The organism is Pokkaliibacter sp. MBI-7 (assembly GCF_029846635.1).
GTDB lineage: Bacteria > Pseudomonadota > Gammaproteobacteria > Pseudomonadales > Balneatricaceae > Pokkaliibacter.
The window spans coordinates 1,635,691-1,654,304 of the sequence record NZ_JARVTG010000001.1 but is presented as its reverse complement, the minus strand read 5'-3'; the positions used below and the strand labels follow the sequence as shown (position 1 = coordinate 1,654,304).

Below are 18,614 nucleotides of genomic sequence, written 5' to 3'. Positions count from 1 at the left end.
AAGGACGTCAGGCAGCATGCCCGTCGGTAATGAACGGAAACATACTGCGCTTCCCACTTGTGTGCAAGGTCTGTGCGGTATTGCTGCATAGCCATCGCAAACATTTACAGACGGCCGTCACTGTCCTCTTTGGCAAAAACGCCTTTCACATCAAAGAACACATGGTTGGTCTTGCCAAACTGCCTGATGCCTGCCGCACCAAGTTCGGCAAACTGACGGTGCCCAACCGCCAGAATCAGCGCGTCATAGTGGGCTGATGATGGCTGGCTGACCAGTCTGACACCGTATTCCTGATAGGCTTCTTCACTGTCGACCCAGGGGTCATGGACATCTACCTCGATCCCTAGCTCCTGCAGTTCATGGATCACGTCGATCACCCGCGAGTTGCGCAGGTCCGGGCAGTTTTCCTTGAAGGTGAGGCCAAGTACCAGAGCGCGCGAGTGATTGACCAGAATCGACTTTTTCAGCATCTGCCTGATGACACGGATAGCAACATAGCTGCCCATGGAGTCGTTGATGCGTCGCCCGGCCAGAATCACTTCGGGGTGATAGCCGATAGCCTGGGCTTTGTGGGTCAGATAGTAGGGGTCAACACCGATGCAGTGGCCGCCGACCAGACCGGGGGTGAAGGGCAGGAAGTTCCACTTGGTGCCAGCCGCTGCCAGCACTTCCTGTGTATCAATACCCAGACGGTGAAAGATGATCGCCAGCTCGTTGATCAGCGCTATGTTCAGATCGCGCTGGGTGTTCTCGATCACCTTGGCCGCTTCAGCGACACGGATGGACGGCGCCAGATGGGTACCGGCAGAGACAACCTGCCGGTACATGCCATCAATCAGCGCGGCCGCCTCGGGTGTTGAACCTGAGGTGACTTTGGTGATGGTTTCCAGCCGCCGCTGTTTGTCGCCGGGATTGATCCGTTCCGGGCTGTAGCCGGCGTAGAAGTCCTGATTGAAGCGCAGCCCTGAGCCCTGTTCCAGAATCGGCACGCAGACTTCTTCCGTTGCTCCCGGATAGACGGTGGATTCGTAAATCACCAGATTACCCGGCGCCAGTACCTGTGCCACGCTGGCGCTGGCTTTGCGCAGTGGCGTGAGGTCGGGCTGTTTGTATTCATCGACGGGGGTCGGCACGGTGATGATGTAGGTATCGCAGTCGCGCAGCTGCTCAAGATCACAGCTGAAGCTCAACTGGCTGGCTTGCTGCAGTTCTTCTGCGCTGACCTCCTGGGTCAGGTCTATGCCCTGTTGCAGTTGCACTATGCGCTGCGGATTAATGTCAAAACCCACCACCGGCAACTGCCGCCCGAAGGCCACAGCCAGAGGCAGGCCAACATAACCTAGACCGATGATGGCAATGCGCTGGGGAGGGTTGGGAGACATGCGGATATCCTTAGCTAACTCGGAAAAATGGGCTGTCGATTAATATCTGTCGGGCTTACCAATATCAACTGCCGGGAGGCTGCAGGCGGTGCAGATCGAGACGCTGGCGCTCATCGAACAGCAGGCGCCGACAGCCAGACAACGCCAGCATGATACCCACACTGGTACAGACTGCCAGCAACAGCATGATCATCAGCTGATACTTGACGGCCTCCATGGGGGCGGCACCGGCCAGTATCTGGCCGGTCATCATGCCCGGCAGGCTGATCACCCCGGCACTGACCAGCATATTGAAGGTGGGGCGTAGTGCGGCCTCAAGACTTTGCCGGTACAGCGGCTGAATCGCCTCTGCGGCCGTCATGCCCAATGCCAGCCGCCATTCCAGTTGTGCCTGTTGCTGCCAGACCTGACGGTTGAAGTGATCCATGCCCATACTGACCCCCGTCAGGCAGTTGCCCAGCAGCATACCCAAAAGTGGCAGGAAGTAGCGCGGACTGTACCAGGGATCTGTTTGCAGCAGTGCCACCACAACCAGCACCGTCATGCTCAGTGCTGCGGTGCCCATGCTCATCAGTGCCAGGCCGTAGCGCCATGCAGCCTGCAATGGCACCGCCTGCCGGCGGCCAGCCTCCAGCGTGGCTGCGCCCAGCATGATCACGCTCATCAGTGCCACCCAGCCCCAGTGCTGACGGGTGAAAATAAAGCTGAGCCAGACACCCATCAGCAGCAGTTGCAGCCCGCAACGCAGAGCGCTGCCATACAGCTGTCGGGTCAGTGCCGGATGGTGCAGGGTCAGCAGGCCGCCGCAGGCGATGACCAGCAGGGCGCACAGCCCCAGATCGGTATAGCTGAGATGAATCATGCCGCTGCTCTCAGGGTAATGATGTGCTGACACAGCCGTTGCAATTGCTGCGGGTCATGGCTGATCCATAGTGCGGCAGCCTGATGTTGTTGCAGGTAATCCTGCACGTGCCGTTCCACACGTTCGACATTGACCGCGTCCAGACTGGCGGTCGGCTCGTCGAGCAGCAGCACGCGGGGTTGATTCTGCAACAGGCGCAGCAGGGCCAGACGCTGCTTTTCACCGGTCGACAGCTGCAGCAAGGGCTGGTGCCAGATACTGTCTGGCAACCCCAGACTGCCCAGTGGCGGCGGCTGAGTGAAGTGTTCGGCAACCAGGTTTCCCCACCAGTGTACCTGTGCAGGCAGATAGCCTATCTGCTGGCGCCAGTGGGCCGGAGCGATGTCCTGCTGTGCTTTGCCGTCCAGCCAGAGGTGGCCACGATGCGGTAGCAGATCGGCTACTGCCTTGAACAGCTGGCTCTTGCCGATCCCGGATGGGCCCGCTAGCCCAATAAGCTCACCACTGTGCAGGTTGAGTGATAAAGCAGGGCTGTTGGCCGTAGCGACATCTTCAATGCGTAACAGAGGGATGGTCATCAGTGGCACGGGCTCCAGGCCAGAAGGGGCATGAGCGGGGATTAGATCACAGGATGCAGGGCAGGGATAAGCCTGATGATGCAGAACAGGGGAGGGCGAGCTGCCGCGCAGTCACAACCGGCAATCTGGACCAGTGTTCTGGCTGAAAGGCCGGTGGCTACCTGCGACATGTTCCTAACAGGGTAACCACAGCTCAACGCATGCTCCGCCCTGTGCACGGTTGTAGTGGTGCAGCTGGCCATGGCGCTGCTGATGCTGGTGCTGATCCAGCGCGGCGGCGGCAAACTTCAGCCCCAGCCCGGTGCTGTATTGTGTCGCAGGCACAGTGGGATCGGCAGGGTTGGCAAAGCCTGCACCGTCATCCTCGATGCGGATTACGTTGTAGCCGTCTGCGATTGTGCTGCTGATGACAATCTGGCTGCGAGCATGGTCCAGCGCGTTGAACAGCACCGTGCTGATGGTCAGTTCCAGTAAGGTGGCGTCAAACCACAGCACCTGTTGTTCGTCGATGTGCAGTGCCAGCTGCAGCTGCTTGCTGTGGGCGATGGCAGTAAAGTGCAGCAACAGATCATCAATGAAATCGTGCAGCCCATGGCTGTCGGGCTGCAGGGGATAGCTGCTGCTTTTCAGATTGTAGAGATGCAGCATACGCACCAGATCGTGATTGAGTTTGCGTACGTCCTGCTCCATGGCCAGCAAGCTTGACGCCGCCTGAGGGTGGCTGGATGGCAATTGTTCGATAGATTGTAGTTGTTCAATCGTTTGCAGCAGATGCACCAGACGATTTTTGCTTTCATGTACGGTGCCGGCCAGCAACAGGCCGATATCAATCTTTCCTGGCATGGTTCTGCACTCGTTTCAACGGCCGGTCAGGGCTGACAGGCCTGATAGCGGCTGCGCAAGGCGTCTGTGGCGGTACCCTTGAAGTCGTTGTCGAGGGTATTCAGTGATTCCTCGACCTGATTAAGGGTGGCTTTGGGCAGCGTCTGCCCGGCCTCCAGCTGTTGCAGCACGGCCTCGATAAAGCCCAGATAGTTGTCGGCACAACGATAGACAGAATGGTTGGCCAGCATAATGGCGCGTTTGAAGCCCTGTTCGCTGGTAGTCCAGTCCTTGTTCAGTGCGGCCACCTTGCCCAGCTCCATCTGCCGTAATACCGCTTTGGGGGATTTGGCGATGGCGGCCAGCAGGATGTTCTCCGCACCGCGATAGTCGCCCTGTACCGTCAGCGTTTTGGCCATCCAGTCGTCGGCCTTGACGAAGTACTGGTTGTCCAGCATCAGCTTCTGCAGGTATTCCACTGCCTTGTCGTAGTCATGCATATGAAAGCAGGCACGGGCCAGACCAAACAGGGCCCAGGGCATATGGCGGTCTTTCAGCTGTGCGGCATAGAAACGGCGGGCATCATCGTAATACTCCAGCTCCAGCATCAGCGTGCCTTTGATGCGCAGTAACTTGCCGGCCAGCTGAGGCTTGCTGTCCAGCAGCGCTTCTGTCAGTTGCAGGGCGCTGGCCCAGTCCTGACGGTCGAGCAGGACATTAACCTCCCGCATCTGCTCCTTCTGTTGCAGCATGCGGTCGATACGACGGCGTAGTTCAGCACGGGTGAAGGGCTTGGAGATATAGCCGTCAGGCTGATACTCCAGTGCGCCCATGACCATTTCCGGCGAGGTTTCGGCGGTGATCATGATAAACGCGGCTGTGTGGGGAACAAGACGATTGTGGCGGGCTTCCTCAAGGATTTGCTGGCCATCCTTACCACGCCCCAGATTGTAGTCCGACAGAATCAGGTCGTAGTGACGGGTGCGCAGGTATTCCATAGCCGCATTGGCGGACATGGCGACGTCAATCTTGCTGGCCCCGGCTTCCTTCAACGTATCGCGTACCATGGAGCGGGCTTCTACCAGATCGTCGATGACCAGAAAGCGTTTTTTGTTGTAGTCAATCAAGGGCACGCTTGCTTCATTCCTACCTGGACCACCCACTGTCGGCGGTGGCCATGCTGGTTACGAACTCGGAGCGTAAACACGCTCCTGCGGATGCGAGTTGATCTCATCCTGGCTCGGACTGTCTTCAGGGAGAATAGCAGAAATAAACCTGTTGCAAAGAATCACGCCAGGTCTGAGCTCTCAGGCCGAAAGCACGATAAAAGTGCGATAAATGCCACCGGTCAAGATGCCGTACGACAGGTCAGAATCGTTCAGCTCAGCCTTGATGGTTTAACCGTATTGCTAATGGCTATACGCATCTGCACGATAAAAAAGAAACAGTCACTACCTGTTATAGAAAATGCCAATTCCTGTGCGAGAAATAGCGGCTATGTATAACGAGAAAGTGCTTTTCTAATTAGCTGTTCTGATGATGTATGAAACATGGCGGTATCGGCTGTTGTTACTATGGTTCTGATATTGCCCGCTTGCCGCTTTTTATTCTTCGCTGATTTTTCTAATTATCTGTTTTTAATAGCTTTATTTTTTATTGTGCAACACTGTGCCGTGATTGTTACTTGATGCTGGAAATTAGTTAATAAAAACAAAGCACTGTGATGGCGTAAAAAGGTGAGCAAATCACGACGAAGTATTTTTGAACTGTTCGCTTGAAAAAAATGGAGGGCATTACTTAACTTCTAGATATTTGTGATTTTTATTGTGGCGCTTTAATTCGTGTTTATTGGAATGGGCGACCACTATCAGGGGCTGACCATGGAGCTGCTGTGTTTTTTCGTTGACCAACATCGTTATGCTCTGGAGCTTCAGCACGTCTATCGCGTTTTCCCTGCCGTCACTGTATCGCCCCTGCCTGATGGGCCGGGCATATTGCAGGGTGTCGTCAATGTGCATGGCCAGGCTGTCGGCGTGGTGCGCTTACGTGAGCGTCTGGGTTTGCCAGCGCGAGCTTTGTCTGTCAGTGACAAGCTGATCTGGGTACGGAGCCATGAGCTGGACCTGCTGTTGCCGGTCGATGATATTGACGATGTGCATCTGCTGAGCCAGCCAAAACTGGCTGATACCCACGATTTTCCGGCGTTACCTGCGCTGGTAAAGGGTGTGGTCATCCTTCATGACGGTCTGATGTTTATTCAGGATCTGGCCAGACTGTTGAGCCTGCAGGAGCAGCGGGAGGCGCGTGATGCGCTCGCTGCCCTGTAACGCAGCAGCAGACCCCCTGCTGAACGATACGCTGCTGAGCGGTTGTCAGGATGCTATCGCCCTGCGCTGGGGCTTGCAGTTTGGCAATGAACGCCGCAGCGATCTGCTGCGTCATCTGCAACAGGCGGCAGCCCGCCTGGGCGATACCGAGCCTTTGTTGCTGGCGCGCAGTCTGGTGGCCAGTCAGCTGAGCCCCGAACAGCAGCAGGCGCTCTGTGCCAGCCTGACGGTCGGCGAGACCTACTTTCTGCGTGACCGACCTTTCCTGCAGCACCTTACTGAGCACTTTCTGGGGCCGTTGATTGCCGAACGTCGTCATACGGGGCAGCGACATCTGAAGGTATGGAGCGCAGGCTGCTCCAGTGGCGAGGAAGCCTACACCCTGGCCATCCTGCTGGATCAGTTACTGCCGGACGTTGCCGACTGGCAGGTGCAGATTCTTGCTACAGACATCAACCCGGATGCGCTGGCCAAGGCACGTCGTGGCTGTTACAGCGCCTGGTCATTCCGTAGCGCAGAGCCGCAATGGCGACAGCGCTACTTTGACCCGTGTGACGGCCAGCAATGGCAAATCAAACCCTACCTGCGCCAGCGGGTCAGCTTTTATTCGCTGAATCTGGCTGACGAAGCACTGTCAGCGATGTCATCAGAGGGTGTGGCTGGGCCGCCTGCCACGGCGCCGTCACCAGCAGAGTCGTTCAGAGATGTTGATCTGATCCTGTGTCGTCATGTGCTGATGTACTTTGTGCCGACACTGGGTCAGGCGGCCCTGCGGCGTCTGCATCGCTGCCTGTCGCCAGACGGGGCGGTCATTCTGGCCGCCGTGGAGAATACTCCCAGTCAGGTATTTGGTCTGGAGGTGAGCCTGTGGCCGGGGGCACTGTGTGTCTATCAGCAAGCCCGTTGTCGTGAACAGAATGCGATGTTGCCCGCGCCGCCCGAGGGGCTGGAGGCAGCTGATATTTCAACGTCTGTACCGGTTGCTATGCCGACTGCTGCGCCGCCCATGCCGGTCTTCAACCTCACTGAGTCAACGCATCCGCTGCCAGCTGAGCCGTCAACGAGCACGGTGGCCTCCGTCACTCCGCCAACGCAGGGTGCTGTGAGTGTTGTTCCGCCTCCACCAGACCAGCCTGATGCAGATCAGGGGGATGCGACAGAGATGACTCGTGCCAGGGCACTGGCCGATCAGGGCGACTATGCTCAGGCGGAAGACGTGTTACGCCAGCAGTTACAACAGCAGCCGACGGATGTGGAGGCACACTGGCTGCTGGCCATGATCCTGCTGCAGCAGGAGCGCTGGCCGGCGCTGCAGCAGCAGTTACGCAAGGTGCTGTATCTGTCCCCCCTGCAACCCATGGTTCACTACCACAGTGCTCAGCTGGCGCGCCGTCAGCAGCAGGCGGAGCTGTCGCAGCGGCATCTGCTGCAATGCCGGCGGCTACTGGCACGTTTGCCTGCTGACCAGGTGCTGTGGGGGAGTGATGGTTTGAGTGTGCGGGATCTGCAGCAACTGCTGGAGCGTCATTCGGATAACAGGGAGGCGTCATGAGCGCAACGACAGGTGAGGAACACTGGCTGGTGCTGCGTCAGCGTCTGGATCAGCTGAGCCGGATGCAAGCGACCGCGGATCCGGACGCCGTGCTGGCGCAACGGGCCAGACAGCTGGCTGTGCCATTGCAGAATGAAGAGCAGGTCGCCAGGGTGGCGCTGCTGGTATTCGAACTGAGCGGTGAGCGCTATGCCCTGTCACCCTACCGGGTGGTTGAAGTGGTACCGCTGCGGCAGCTTACCCCTGTGCCCTGCACGCCCGGTTATATCCTCGGGGTGGTGGCTGTGCGCGGGCGGCTGGTCTCGGTGCTGGATCTGCGCCAGTTCTTTGAGCTGCCGTTACGCAGCCTGTCGGAGCGCAACAGCGTGATTCTGATCAGTGACGGCCGTATGGAGTTCGGTCTGCTATGCGACTCCCTGTGTGGCACGCAGGAACTGCCTCTGGAGCAGATTCTCCCACCCCTCAGGCATCGCCATGACAGCCGTGAAGGATATTTGCTGGGGGTAACTGCCGAACACTGGGCCATTCTCGATACCGAGGTGTTGCTAGGTGATCCGCGTCTGGTGGTCAACCAGCAGGTATAAGGAACAGACAATGATGACGGCCTATCGCAATCTCAGTATTCGCAACAAATTACTGGTGTCTTTTCTGCTGCTGACCCTGCTGTTTTGCCTGTCTCAGCTGTTCAACTATCAGCAGTTTCAGCGCCTGCAGCAGGGCCAGCAACAGCTGATCGACGAACAGGTGCAGGTGCTCATGCAAATGAAGGATGTGCGGGTGCAGGCCAACACCATCAGGGCGCTGTTGCTTGGGCGTATCGTACGGGCCGGGCAAGGCGGCGGAGCCAGTGATGAACTCATCCAGCAGCAGCTGGATGATCAGTCCCGCAGTCTGCAGCTGCTGATGCAGAACAGTGCTGACAGCAAGGATATCGCCGGGTTGGTGCAGAGCCTGTATCAGGTGTGGAGCGAATATGCCACGCAAATACTGCAGGAAGAGCTGCCGCTGCTGAATCAGGGTAAGTTTGATGCCGCCCGTGAACAGAGCATTGGCATCCAGGCGCAGCGTATCAGCCGTATTCGCGATCTGGGCGAGCAGATCACCCAGATCAAACAGCAGCAGGTCCAGCAGCAACTGCAACTGGCCGCCCAGCAACTCACCGAACTGCGGGTGGAAATGCTCGCTTTCTTTGTCCTGGTGCTGCTGATCATCGCGCTGGTCATTGCCGTGACCTCGCGCTCTATTGCCCGCCCGCTGGAGAACCTCACCCGCTGGGCACGGCAGATCGCCAGTGGCGAGCTGGTCTCCGATGTAACCGTTGAGCGCCGTGCGGACGAAGTGGGCCGGCTGTCAGAGGCCTTTCAGCAGATGGGCGGTTATCTGCGCAGCCTGGCACAGTCATCGGAACGGATTGCCCGCGGCGACCTGACACTGGAAGTAGCTCCGCAGTCCGAACGCGATGTGCTGGGCAATGCCTTTGCCCGCATGGTGGTCAATGTGCGTGAGCTGCTGCAGGAGCTGCAGGAAGGGATCGGTGTGCTGGCGACGGCCAGTCAGGAAATTCTGGCCTCCACCGCTCAGGTGGCCAGTGGTGCCCAGCAGACGGCAGTCGCCATCACCGAGATCACCACCACCGTTGAGGAGGTCAGACAGACCGCCAGCACCGCCACTCAGAAGGCACGCCATGTCAGTGACAGTGCCCAGCGAACGCTGCAAGTCTCGAAAGATGGCAAGGCAGCCATCGACGCGACAATGGAAGGCATGACCCAGATTCGTGAGCAAATGCACTCTGTTGCGCAGAGCATTGTGCGCCTCAGTGAACAGGCACAGGCCATTGGAGACGTGGTGGCGACCGTCAATGAGCTGGCCGAGCAGTCCAACCTGCTGGGAGTGAATGCATCCATTGAGGCCACCAGGTCGGGGGAGCAGGGACGGGGCTTTTCTGTCGTGGCACAGGAAGTGAAAAATCTGGCGGTGCAGTCCAAGCAGGCGACCGGGCAGGTGCGCACTATTCTCAATGATGTGCAGAAGGCGCTGAATCAGGCGGTACTGCAGGCCGAGCAGAGCAGCAAGGCTGTCGACAGTGGCCACCGTCAGGCCCAGTCAAGTGCGGTCGCTATCAATACACTGGCCTACAGCATCGAGGAGTCTTCCGGGGCGGCGCTGCAGATTGCTGCTTCCAGTCAGCAGCAGATGGTCGGTATGGACCAGATGGTGGTGGCCATGGAAAGCATTAAACAGGCCAGCCAGGAGAATGTGGAAGGGACCAAACAGACAGAAGCGGCTGCCCGTAACCTGCATCAGCTCGGGCAGAAATTGAAGGGGCGGGTGGCTCAGTTCCAGCTTTGATGCCGTACTCACCGCGAACTGGCTCAGCAAAGGAGAACCCTGTGGAGCGATTGGAACATCTGACCACCAGAAGCAAGTTATTGCTGTCCTTTGGCGTCGTGTTTCTGCTGCTACTGGCCGTGTCCTGGTCGTCAGCTCACAGCCTGCAGCAGCTGCAGGCAGCCCAGCAGCGGCTGTACGACACCTATGTCGCCCAGCTGCTGGCGCTGAAGAATATACGCATCAATCTCAACAGCAATCGTGCGGACATTCTGCAACTGCTGATGAATAACGACACCAGCAACGACGAGAAGATTCAGCAGCGCATGCTGCAGCGTGGTCAGGATGATGAAAACGCCATGCAACAGCTGATGGTCAGTAATGCGGCAAAGCCACAGATGCTGGCCGTGCTGAACCAGATGGTGGAAGTGCGCCATCAGTATCAGGCGGTCCGTGAGCGTCAGCTGCAGGCCATTCGCAGTGGCGACAGCAAGGCGCTGGAACAGACACTGGCACTGGCGGTAGGCGAGCAGGCACAACGGGTGGAGCAAATGAGATCGCTGGCGGAGCAGGCCAGTCTGCTGATCGAGCAGAATGTCGCACTGTTGCAGCAACAGAGCAGTGACACCCTGCAGCGCCAGGAATGGCTGCTGTTGGGGGTGACCCTGCTGGCGGTGCTGCTGATCATTGCGCTGGTGATCTGGCTCAACCGTCAGCTTGCCTTACCGCTGGTGGGGCTGACGCAGTGGGCGCAACGCATTGCACAGGGGGAGTTGCCTGACCATATGACGGTCAGCGAGCGTCGGGATGAGGTCGGGCAGCTACAGCGGGCTTTCGGCCAGATGGGGGGCTATCTGACCACCCTTGCGTCTCAGGCCGGGCGTATTGCTGACGGTGAGCTGGATTTGTCCGCCAGACCGGTATCAGAGCGTGATTTGCTGGGGAGTGCTTTTGCCCGTATGACCGGCTATTTGCGCGAGCTGTCTGTTTCTGCTGCACAAATCGCCGGGGGAGATCTGTCGGTCACGGTCACGCCGCGCTCCGGGCGGGATGCGCTGGGAGCAGCTTTTGCGACCATGGTCAGTAATCTGCGGGCGCTGTTGCTGCAACTGCAGGGCGGTATCGATGTACTGGCCAGTGCCAGTCAGGAAATTCTGTCGATGACGGCGCAGGTCGCCGCCAGTTCTCAGGAAACCTCGGTCTCTATCAGCGAGATCAGTACCACTGTCGAGGAAGTGAAACAGACCGCCGGGCAGGCATCGGAGCGGGCGCGGACCATGACGGCGGCGGCACAGCAGGCCGCGCAGGTAGGGCAGCAGGGCAAGCAGGCGGTGGAAGTGACGCTTGAGCGGATGCAGCAGATCCGCGAACAAATGCAGGACGTGGCAGACAGCATTGTGCAGCTGAGCGAGCGTAGTCAGGCCATCGGCGAGGTGGTCACTACGGTCAATGGGCTGGCGGAGCAGTCCAATCTGCTCGGCGTCAATGCCTCCATCGAAGCGGCCAAGGCCGGTGAGGTGGGGCGTGGCTTCAGTGTGGTCGCACAGGAGGTCAAGCTGCTGGCGGAGCAGTCGAAACAGGCCACCAGCCAGGCTCGGGCCCTGCTGGGTGAGATTCAGAAAGCGATCAATATGGCGGTGATGACCGCAGAGCAAAGCAGCAAGGCGGTGGATAAGGGCCATCAGCAGGCCAGTCTGTCCGGTGTGGCCATTCATCAGCTGCTGGAAAGCCTGCAGGGATCATCGTCTGCCTCTCTGCAGATTGCAGCTTCCAGCCAGCAGCAGGTGCAGGGTATGGATCAGGTGGTGATGGCCATGACCAACATCCGCAAGGCCAGTGAGGATAACGCAGCCGGCACCCGTCAGGCTGAACAGGCGGCGCTCAACCTGCATGAGCTGGGGCGCAAGCTGATGAGCCAGATGGCCTCGTTCAAGGTCTGAGGGGGATGGTATGAATCCGGCGCAACAGGCTCTGCGACTGAAACTGCTGGCCGCTTTTCGCAGCGAGGCGGCTGAACGCCTGAACGTGCTCGGTGACGTGCTGGCGCAGGCGGAGCAGAGCGCAACGCAGGCGGAGGTGGAGCAGATATTCCGTGAGATTCACAGCCTAAAGGGAGCGGCCCGGGCCGTCAGCCTGCCGCTGATTGAGGAGCTGTGCCATAGCTGGGAAAGCCTGTTTGCCAGTTTGCGGCGGCGCAATGTCAGCCCGGCAGCGGCTCATCTGCAGCTATGTCGTCAGGCCAGTGGCATGCTGCGGCAGTTGCTGGCCGACATTGAGGCACCGCGCCCTGCTCAGCTGAGCGGGCTGTGCCGGCAGCTGGAAAGTGGTCAGCTGGCACCTGCGTCAGCGATAGAGACAGACTTTGTAGAGACAAAGACAGATCTAGAGACAAATACAGAGATAGAGAGTACGGCGGCAACCGCGACCGAACCGGTAGTGGCTGAACCAGAGGCAGAGACGGCAGTGCAGTCTGGCCCAGCGACCGCAACGCTGCCACCAGTAACGCCAGAGCCCGTCACGCCGCAGACAGTGACCTCACCCGTGACTGAAGAGGCACCTGTTGCCCAGGGTAAGGCGTCTGAGGTTTCTGTGCAGCCTGAACCTCTGGCCCAGCCTCAGCCGGTTGCGACGGGATTGCTGGAGCAGGACAGCCTGCAGCAATGGCAGATGCGACTGCAAGGCTTACTGCAGCCACCCGCTGCACCGCCGGTGACAGCAGAAGAGGAGCAGCGTCAGGTGTTGCGGGTGGATGTCAGCCGTTTTGACGGCTTGATGGCTGTGGCCGATACCCTGCAGCAGACCAGGCTCGACAGTCGTCAGTTGGTGCAGGACTGTCAGGGGTTGCTGCAACAGCTGGAGCAGTGGCGTCGCCATGGTCAGGATGCGCAGGTCATGCTGCGGCAATGGCAGAGTGACGGCCATCAGCCGCCACGACAGGCCAGCGCCACGGAGCCGCAACGTCTACAGGAGCTGATCGAAGCGCTGCGCGCCGGACTGGCCAGCTGGGAATATCAGCTGGGGCATATGAATCAGGCCATGCAGCAGCTGGAGCGCAACGTCGTCGGCGTGACAGAGCTGATGCAGCAGGAGCTGCAGGCCATTCTGATCTTGCCCTGCAGTTCAGTGACCGAAGGTATGGCGGGGATGGTGCAGGAGCTGGCGGAAACCACTGGCAAGGCCGTCAGGCTGCAGATCAGTGGTGCCGAGCTGAAGGTGGACAAGCGTGTGCTGGACGGCATCCGTACGCCTTTGCTGCATCTTCTACGCAATGCCGTCGATCACGGCATTGAGGCCGCAGCAGAGCGCCAGAAGCAGGGAAAAGCGAGTCAGGGCAGCCTCTGCGTGCGTTTTGTGCAGGACACCGCCGGGCGCTTTGAACTGCAGGTGGAAGATGACGGCGGGGGCATGAATATCGAGGTGCTGAAGCGCAAGGCGCTGGCCCAGCGCATTGTCGATGAAGAGGCACTGTCGGCGATGAGCGATGAAGCCGCCTGCCAGCTCGCTTTTCATTCCGGGCTGTCGACGTCCGCCATGATTACTGACCTGTCCGGCCGTGGGCTGGGGCTGGCGATTGTACGGGAGAAGGTAGAGCGGCTGGGGGGGCATGTCAGTCTGCTCAGTGTGCCCGGCCGGGGGTGTCGTTTCACCTTCCGTCTGCCGGTCAGTCTGGCCACCTATCGTGTTGTACTGGTGCAGGTCGCCGGGAACTGTCTGGCACTACCGGCAGGCGTGGTCGAGCGGGTACTGCGTATCAGTCAGGAGGCGCTGAAAACCATCGAGCGTCGGCTGTCGGTACGGGTGGGTGACCAACTGCTGCCCGTGTGGCCGTTAGCGACACTGCTGCATCTTGTGCAGGCACCCAGAGAGCGCCCCAGCCACTGGCAGATTGTGCAGCTGAGTGTCGGTAGTGAGTCGCTTGGCCTGCTGGTCGATGAGGTGGTGGGCGATCAGGAAGTGGTAATCAAGTCCCTGGGGCCGCAGTTGCAGCGGGTACCCAATGTGCTGGCCGCGACCCAGCTGGGCGATGGTCGGATTGTGCCGGTTCTGCACCCGCAGGATCTGTATAAGAGCGCCTGTCTGAGCGGGGTTACCGACATGCCCCTCGGTGAACAGGAGCAGGTTGCTCAGCCGCGGGTGCTGGTGGCCGAAGACTCCATAACCTCGCGCAGCCTGCTGAAGATGATTCTGGAAAGTGCGGGCTATCAGGTGATCACCGCCAACGACGGTGTGGATGCCTGGGAACGTTTGCGTCAGGAGTCGGTCGACCTGCTGGTGTCGGACGTGGAGATGCCGCGCATGGATGGTTTTGAACTGACTGCCCGACTGCGGGCAGACCGGCGGCTGGAAAATTTACCGGTGATTCTGGTGACGGCACTCAGTCGCAGCGAGGACCGCGAGCGTGGTCTGGAGGTGGGTGCCAATGCCTATATCGTCAAAAGTGGTTTTGATCAGGGCAATCTGCTCGACGTGGTCCGCCAATTGGTGTGAGGTGCGATGAACAACTTGCGCGTGTTGATAGTGGAAGACTCGCTGGTGATCCGCCAGTTGCTGCGCCACGTCCTTGAAGAGGCCGGGTTCGAGGTGATTGGCGAAGCGGGTAACGGTCTGGAAGCGGTGGAGTTTGTCAGCCGCATTCAGCCTGACGTCATCACCATGGATGTGCATATGCCGGTGATGGACGGCTACAGCGCAGCGCGGCGGATCATGGAGAGCCATCCGATTCCTATTGTGGTGGTCACGGCCAGCAGCAATATCGGCGACAGCGTCACTGCTATGCAGGTGCTGGAGGCTGGGGCCATCACCGTACTGCAGAAGCCGCAAGGGCCGGATCATCCTCATTTTCAGCAGGATGTGGCAGAACTGGTACGGACCCTGAAGATTGCCGCCGAGGTCAGACTGGTCCGTCGTCGAGGCTCACGGCAGGCGGATACCCAGACGGTGCCGGTGCAGGCCGCCGCGCCGCTCTTGCACCCGCGTATGGTACTGATTGGCGCCTCCACCGGAGGCCCTGCGGCGCTCAAGACCTTTCTCTCACATCTGCACCCGCAATTGCCCTGGCCGGTACTGATTGTGCAGCATATCTCTCCCGGCTTTCTGCCCAGTTTGTGTGAGTGGCTGAACCTGTCTTCGGCCATTCCGGTACGGGTGGCAGAGTTTGGCGAAACAGTGCAGCCGGGGCATGCCTACCTGGCCCCCGATCTGTGCCATATGCAGGTGGACGGTCAGGGGCGGGTACTGTTGTCTGAGGGCGATGCGCGCACCATGCTGTGCCCGTCGGTTGCTCAGCTGTTCAGCGGTGCACTGCGTTATCTGCAGGGGCAGTGCATTGCCATTCTGTTTTCCGGTATGGGGCAGGATGGCGTCGAGGAAATGTTGCAGCTGCGCCAGCTTGGCGCCCTGACCCTGGCCCAGCACCCGGACACGGTGGTGGTCAATGGCATGCCGGGCGAAGCAGTGAGGCGAGGGGCGGCCAGCCAGGTGCTCACTCCTGAGCAAATGGCCGAACTGGTCTTGAAGCTGGGCAGGCAATAGCCAGTCAGATCGGACGGACTGGCTTCAACAATCGGTAGAGGGAGGTAGAGGCGTGGACGGCAAACTTATTCTCATCGTCGAAGACAGCCTGACCCAGGCGCTGCACTTGCAGGCGTTGCTGGAAGCGCATCGCTGCACAGTTGCGGTGGCAGGTAACGGCGTTGAGGCGCTGGAGTATGTCGAGCACAGCCTGCCAGATGTCATCATCAGCGATGTCATCATGCCCAGGATGGATGGATATGAATTATGCCGGACGCTGAAGTCCCGCCCGGCAACCGCCTCCATACCGGTGATTCTGGTCACTTCCCTGACCGATCCGCGGGATGTCGTCAGAGGTCTGACCTGCGGTGCCGACAACTTCATCACCAAACCCTATGACGAACGCTATCTGGTCAGCCGCATTCGCTACCTGATCGTCAACCACGAGCACCGTGAGCACGAGCGGGTGCAGATCGGCATTGAGGTGATGCTGGCCGGCGAGCGTCATTTCATTACCGCGGCCCGCCAACAGATGCTGGATCTGCTGATTTCCACTTACGAGGAAGGGATTCGCCTCAATGCCGAGCTGAAGAGCAAGCATGAGGAGCTGAGCCAGAGCAATTCCCTGATTAACAGCCTGTTTCGCTTCACCTCAGATCTCAGTGCCGCCAGCAGTGAGAAGGATATCATTCAGCGTGGGTTGACCCAGTTGCTTAGCTTTAACGGGGTAGCCTGTGCCTGGCTGATGCTGACCAGTGACGAGCAGTGGCATCTGGCGGGGCTGGTCGGCGAAGGGCTGACAGCCAACCGCATTCTGCACTGTGGGCTGCAGTGCCCCTGCCACCATGCCTACGACACGGATCATTTTTGTGACCTGATCGAGGTGGCAGACTGTCCCGTACTGCAGGAGGTCTTCCCCCAGCAGCACCACGTCACTATTCCGTTGTTCTTTGGTAATGAGGTGGCGGGGTTGCTGAATGTTGCGCAGGAAGAGGGCGCTGCCTGGGATGAGCAGCAACGTTCGGCGCTGCGGGCACTGGGGCATCAGTTTTCGGTGGCGCTGGGACGTGCCCGACTGTTTGACAGCCTTGAGCTGCTGGTAGGGCAGCGCACAGCAGCGTTGCAGCAGGAAATGCATCGCCGCGAAAGTGCGCAGATCGCACTGGCCAAGAACGAAGCATTGCTGCGTCATATTCTGGAAACCCTGCCAGTGGGGGTGCTGGTGGCCGATGTGGATGGCCAGATGATTCTGCACAACCCGGAAGCGCGGCGTCTCTGGGATGCCACCCAGCAGGGTGCACAGACCTGCACAGGGCACTGGGAAGCCAGTGGTGAAGCGATTCAGGGCCACAACTGGCCGCTGCAGCACAGCCTGAGTAGCGGTCAGGCGTTTCTCAATCAGGTGGCGGAAATCACCCGTGAGGGTGAGCAGAAGACCCTGCTGGTTTCCGCTGTTCCCTTCGCGCTGGAGGGCGAAGAGCGCCACGGTGCCATCAGTGTGCTGCAGGATATCAGTGTGCAACGCCAGGCCGAGATGGAGCTGCGGTTGCGCAATCATGCGATCGAAGCCAGCGTCAATGCCATCATCATCACGGATGCCAGTCAGGCTGATAATCCCATTGTTTATGTCAATCCGGCCTTCGAGCGGATCACCGGCTATGCCACGGAAGAGGTGATGGGGTGTAACTGCCGCCTGTTGCAGGGCAATGACCGCGAGCAGATGGGGCTGGAAAGCATTCGCCGGGCGCTGCGTAATGGCAGTGAAGGGGCCGCCTTGCTGCGCAATTACCGCAAGGACGGATCGCTGTTCTGGAACGAGCTGCGGGTGGCGCCGGTGCGCGATGATCAGGGTCGCATCCGGCATTTTGTCGGGGTGCTCAATGATGTCACCGATGCCAAACGTTATCAGGAGCAGCTTGAATATCAGGCCAATTACGATGACCTGACCGGCCTGCCCAACCGTAATCTGCTGATGGATCGCATTCAGCAGTCAATCAACTTCAACAGTCGCCACCGTTCCGGGTTTGCGCTGGCGTTTATTGATCTGGATAACTTCAAGTACGTCAATGACAGTCTGGGCCACGTTGTGGGTGATCAGCTGTTGCGGCAGGTGGCTCAGGCACTGAGTGGTTGTGTGCGGGAGGGCGATACTCTGGCGCGTCTGGGCGGCGATGAGTTTGTGGTGCTGCTCAATGATATGGCGGATCTCGACAGTATCAGTATCACCCTGCGCTGCATGCTGGATGCCGTTGCTTCTCCCAAGGTGCTGGAGGAAACCGAAGTGCTGGTGACTTCCAGTATCGGCTTCTGTCTGGCGCCTCAGGATGGCAACGATCCGGTGACCCTGCTGAAGAAAGCAGACAACGCCATGTATCGGGCCAAGGAGCAGGGCCGCAATCAGATTTGCAGCTACAAGCAGGAAATGGATGAGGCAGTCAGGCGCCGTCTGGCGCTGGAACATGACCTGCGTCTCGGGCTGGAGCGCAATGAGCTGGTGCTGTATTACCAGCCGCAGTGGAGTCCTCACAGCCATACCACGGTAGGGGTGGAGGCTCTGGTGCGCTGGCGCCGGGGCGACCGCATGGTGTCGCCCGCTGAATTTATTCCGCTGGCAGAGGAGACCGGGCTGATCCTGGAACTGGATGATTGGGTGGTACGCACCGCCTGTGCCCAGGCCAAAGCCTGGCAGGAAGCCAATCTGCCGCGCATGACGGTATCGGTCAATCTGTCTGCCCGGCAGTTCAAAAGTGGCCGTTGTATTGAGCTGATCCGTGAGGTGCTGCAGAAAACTGAGCTGGAGCCAGAGTTGCTGAAGGTGGAGGTGACCGAAAGTCTGGTGATGCAGAATGCCGAAGATGCCCTGATGACGATGCAACAGCTGCGACAGCTGGGAGTAGGGCTGTCGATGGATGATTTTGGTACCGGTTATTCCTCGCTGAGCTACCTCAAGCGTTTCCCCTTCCAGCAGCTGAAGATTGACAAGAGCTTTGTGGACAACGTGGTGGGTGATCGTGAAGGGGCTGCCATCGTTCAGGCGGTGATCGGTCTGGGTAAGACGCTGGGGATCCAAATTGTGGCGGAAGGGGTTGAGACCATGGCCCAGTACAACTATCTGACACTGGCGGGCTGTGACCTGATTCAAGGCTACTTTTTCTCCCCGCCCCTGCCAGTGGATGCCTGCACTACCTTCCTGCAGCAGGATCATAACTGGAACCCCAGACTGCTGTAGCGGTGGAAAATAAGTAGACAGAA

13 protein-coding genes are annotated in these 18,614 nt (G+C 59.1%); 8 read left to right on the top strand and 5 right to left on the bottom strand.

Annotation, left to right across the window (positions count from 1 at the left end):
- Window positions 1-104: 104 nt before the first annotated feature.
- The 5 genes from tviB to QCD60_RS07420 all read right to left on the bottom strand — a co-directional run bounded on the left by tviB (window position 105) and on the right by QCD60_RS07420 (window position 4,777).
- Entirely contained in the window at window positions 105-1,382 is a 1,278-nt protein-coding gene (gene tviB, locus QCD60_RS07440; protein ID WP_279783852.1) for a Vi polysaccharide biosynthesis UDP-N-acetylglucosamine C-6 dehydrogenase TviB, read from the bottom strand.
- 64 nt (window positions 1,383-1,446) lie between these two features.
- A complete protein-coding gene (locus QCD60_RS07435; RefSeq protein WP_279783850.1) occupies window positions 1,447-2,244 on the bottom strand; it encodes an ABC transporter permease in 798 nt (265 codons plus the stop codon).
- The gene (locus QCD60_RS07430; RefSeq protein ID WP_279783848.1) at window positions 2,241-2,822 is read right to left on the bottom strand and encodes an ATP-binding cassette domain-containing protein; all 582 of its coding nucleotides are present in this window, start codon (window positions 2,820-2,822) and stop codon (window positions 2,241-2,243) included. The genes QCD60_RS07435 and QCD60_RS07430 overlap by 4 nt, the downstream gene beginning before the upstream one ends.
- Window positions 2,823-2,996: 174 nt before the next feature.
- Window positions 2,997-3,665: an ATP-binding protein gene (locus QCD60_RS07425; RefSeq protein WP_279783846.1), complete on the bottom strand. Its 669-nt coding sequence runs from the start codon at window positions 3,663-3,665 to the stop codon at window positions 2,997-2,999.
- Between the two features lie 26 nt (window positions 3,666-3,691).
- Complete coding sequence (locus QCD60_RS07420) at window positions 3,692-4,777, bottom strand: response regulator (protein WP_279783844.1); 1,086 nt, start codon at window positions 4,775-4,777, stop codon at window positions 3,692-3,694.
- A 708-nt stretch (window positions 4,778-5,485) separates the two neighbouring features.
- Here QCD60_RS07420 and QCD60_RS07415 point away from each other — a divergent pair.
- From QCD60_RS07415 to QCD60_RS07380, 8 genes are read left to right on the top strand one after another with little or no spacing between them, the layout of a single operon-like run.
- Window positions 5,486-5,971: a chemotaxis protein CheW gene (locus QCD60_RS07415; RefSeq protein WP_279783842.1), complete on the top strand. Its 486-nt coding sequence runs from the start codon at window positions 5,486-5,488 to the stop codon at window positions 5,969-5,971.
- On the top strand, window positions 5,952-7,523 hold the full coding sequence (locus tag QCD60_RS07410) for a CheR family methyltransferase (RefSeq protein WP_279783840.1): 1,572 nt from the start codon (window positions 5,952-5,954) through the stop codon (window positions 7,521-7,523). Before QCD60_RS07415 ends, QCD60_RS07410 begins: the two co-directional genes overlap by 20 nt.
- Entirely contained in the window at window positions 7,520-8,107 is a 588-nt protein-coding gene (locus QCD60_RS07405) for a chemotaxis protein CheW (protein ID WP_279783838.1), read from the top strand. The genes QCD60_RS07410 and QCD60_RS07405 overlap by 4 nt, the downstream gene beginning before the upstream one ends.
- Before the next feature lie 10 nt (window positions 8,108-8,117).
- Entirely contained in the window at window positions 8,118-9,872 is a 1,755-nt protein-coding gene (locus QCD60_RS07400; protein ID WP_279783836.1) for a methyl-accepting chemotaxis protein, read from the top strand.
- 41 nt (window positions 9,873-9,913) lie between these two features.
- Complete coding sequence (locus tag QCD60_RS07395; protein ID WP_279783834.1) at window positions 9,914-11,791, top strand: methyl-accepting chemotaxis protein; 1,878 nt, start codon at window positions 9,914-9,916, stop codon at window positions 11,789-11,791.
- A gap of 10 nt (window positions 11,792-11,801) precedes the next feature.
- Window positions 11,802-14,339: a response regulator gene (locus QCD60_RS07390; protein ID WP_279783832.1), complete on the top strand. Its 2,538-nt coding sequence runs from the start codon at window positions 11,802-11,804 to the stop codon at window positions 14,337-14,339.
- Window positions 14,340-14,345: 6 nt separating this feature from the next.
- Entirely contained in the window at window positions 14,346-15,383 is a 1,038-nt protein-coding gene (cheB, locus tag QCD60_RS07385; protein WP_279783830.1) for a chemotaxis-specific protein-glutamate methyltransferase CheB, read from the top strand.
- 52 nt (window positions 15,384-15,435) lie between these two features.
- Window positions 15,436-18,591: an EAL domain-containing protein gene (locus tag QCD60_RS07380; protein ID WP_279783828.1), complete on the top strand. Its 3,156-nt coding sequence runs from the start codon at window positions 15,436-15,438 to the stop codon at window positions 18,589-18,591.
- Window positions 18,592-18,614: the final 23 nt, after the last annotated feature.

What these genes read in the sequence shown, in the direction of transcription:
- tviB (WP_279783852.1), bottom strand. Translation starts at nt 1,382, where the DNA reads ATGTCTCCCAACCCTCCCCAGCGCATTGCCATCATCGGTCTAGGTTAT.
- QCD60_RS07435 (WP_279783850.1), bottom strand. Translation starts at nt 2,244, where the DNA reads ATGATTCATCTCAGCTATACCGATCTGGGGCTGTGCGCCCTGCTGGTC.
- QCD60_RS07430 (WP_279783848.1), bottom strand. Translation starts at nt 2,822, where the DNA reads ATGACCATCCCTCTGTTACGCATTGAAGATGTCGCTACGGCCAACAGC.
- QCD60_RS07425 (WP_279783846.1), bottom strand. Translation starts at nt 3,665, where the DNA reads ATGCCAGGAAAGATTGATATCGGCCTGTTGCTGGCCGGCACCGTACAT.
- QCD60_RS07410 (WP_279783840.1), top strand. Translation starts at nt 5,952, where the DNA reads ATGCGCTCGCTGCCCTGTAACGCAGCAGCAGACCCCCTGCTGAACGAT.
- QCD60_RS07405 (WP_279783838.1), top strand. Translation starts at nt 7,520, where the DNA reads ATGAGCGCAACGACAGGTGAGGAACACTGGCTGGTGCTGCGTCAGCGT.
- QCD60_RS07400 (WP_279783836.1), top strand. Translation starts at nt 8,118, where the DNA reads ATGATGACGGCCTATCGCAATCTCAGTATTCGCAACAAATTACTGGTG.
- QCD60_RS07390 (WP_279783832.1), top strand. Translation starts at nt 11,802, where the DNA reads ATGAATCCGGCGCAACAGGCTCTGCGACTGAAACTGCTGGCCGCTTTT.
- cheB (WP_279783830.1), top strand. Translation starts at nt 14,346, where the DNA reads ATGAACAACTTGCGCGTGTTGATAGTGGAAGACTCGCTGGTGATCCGC.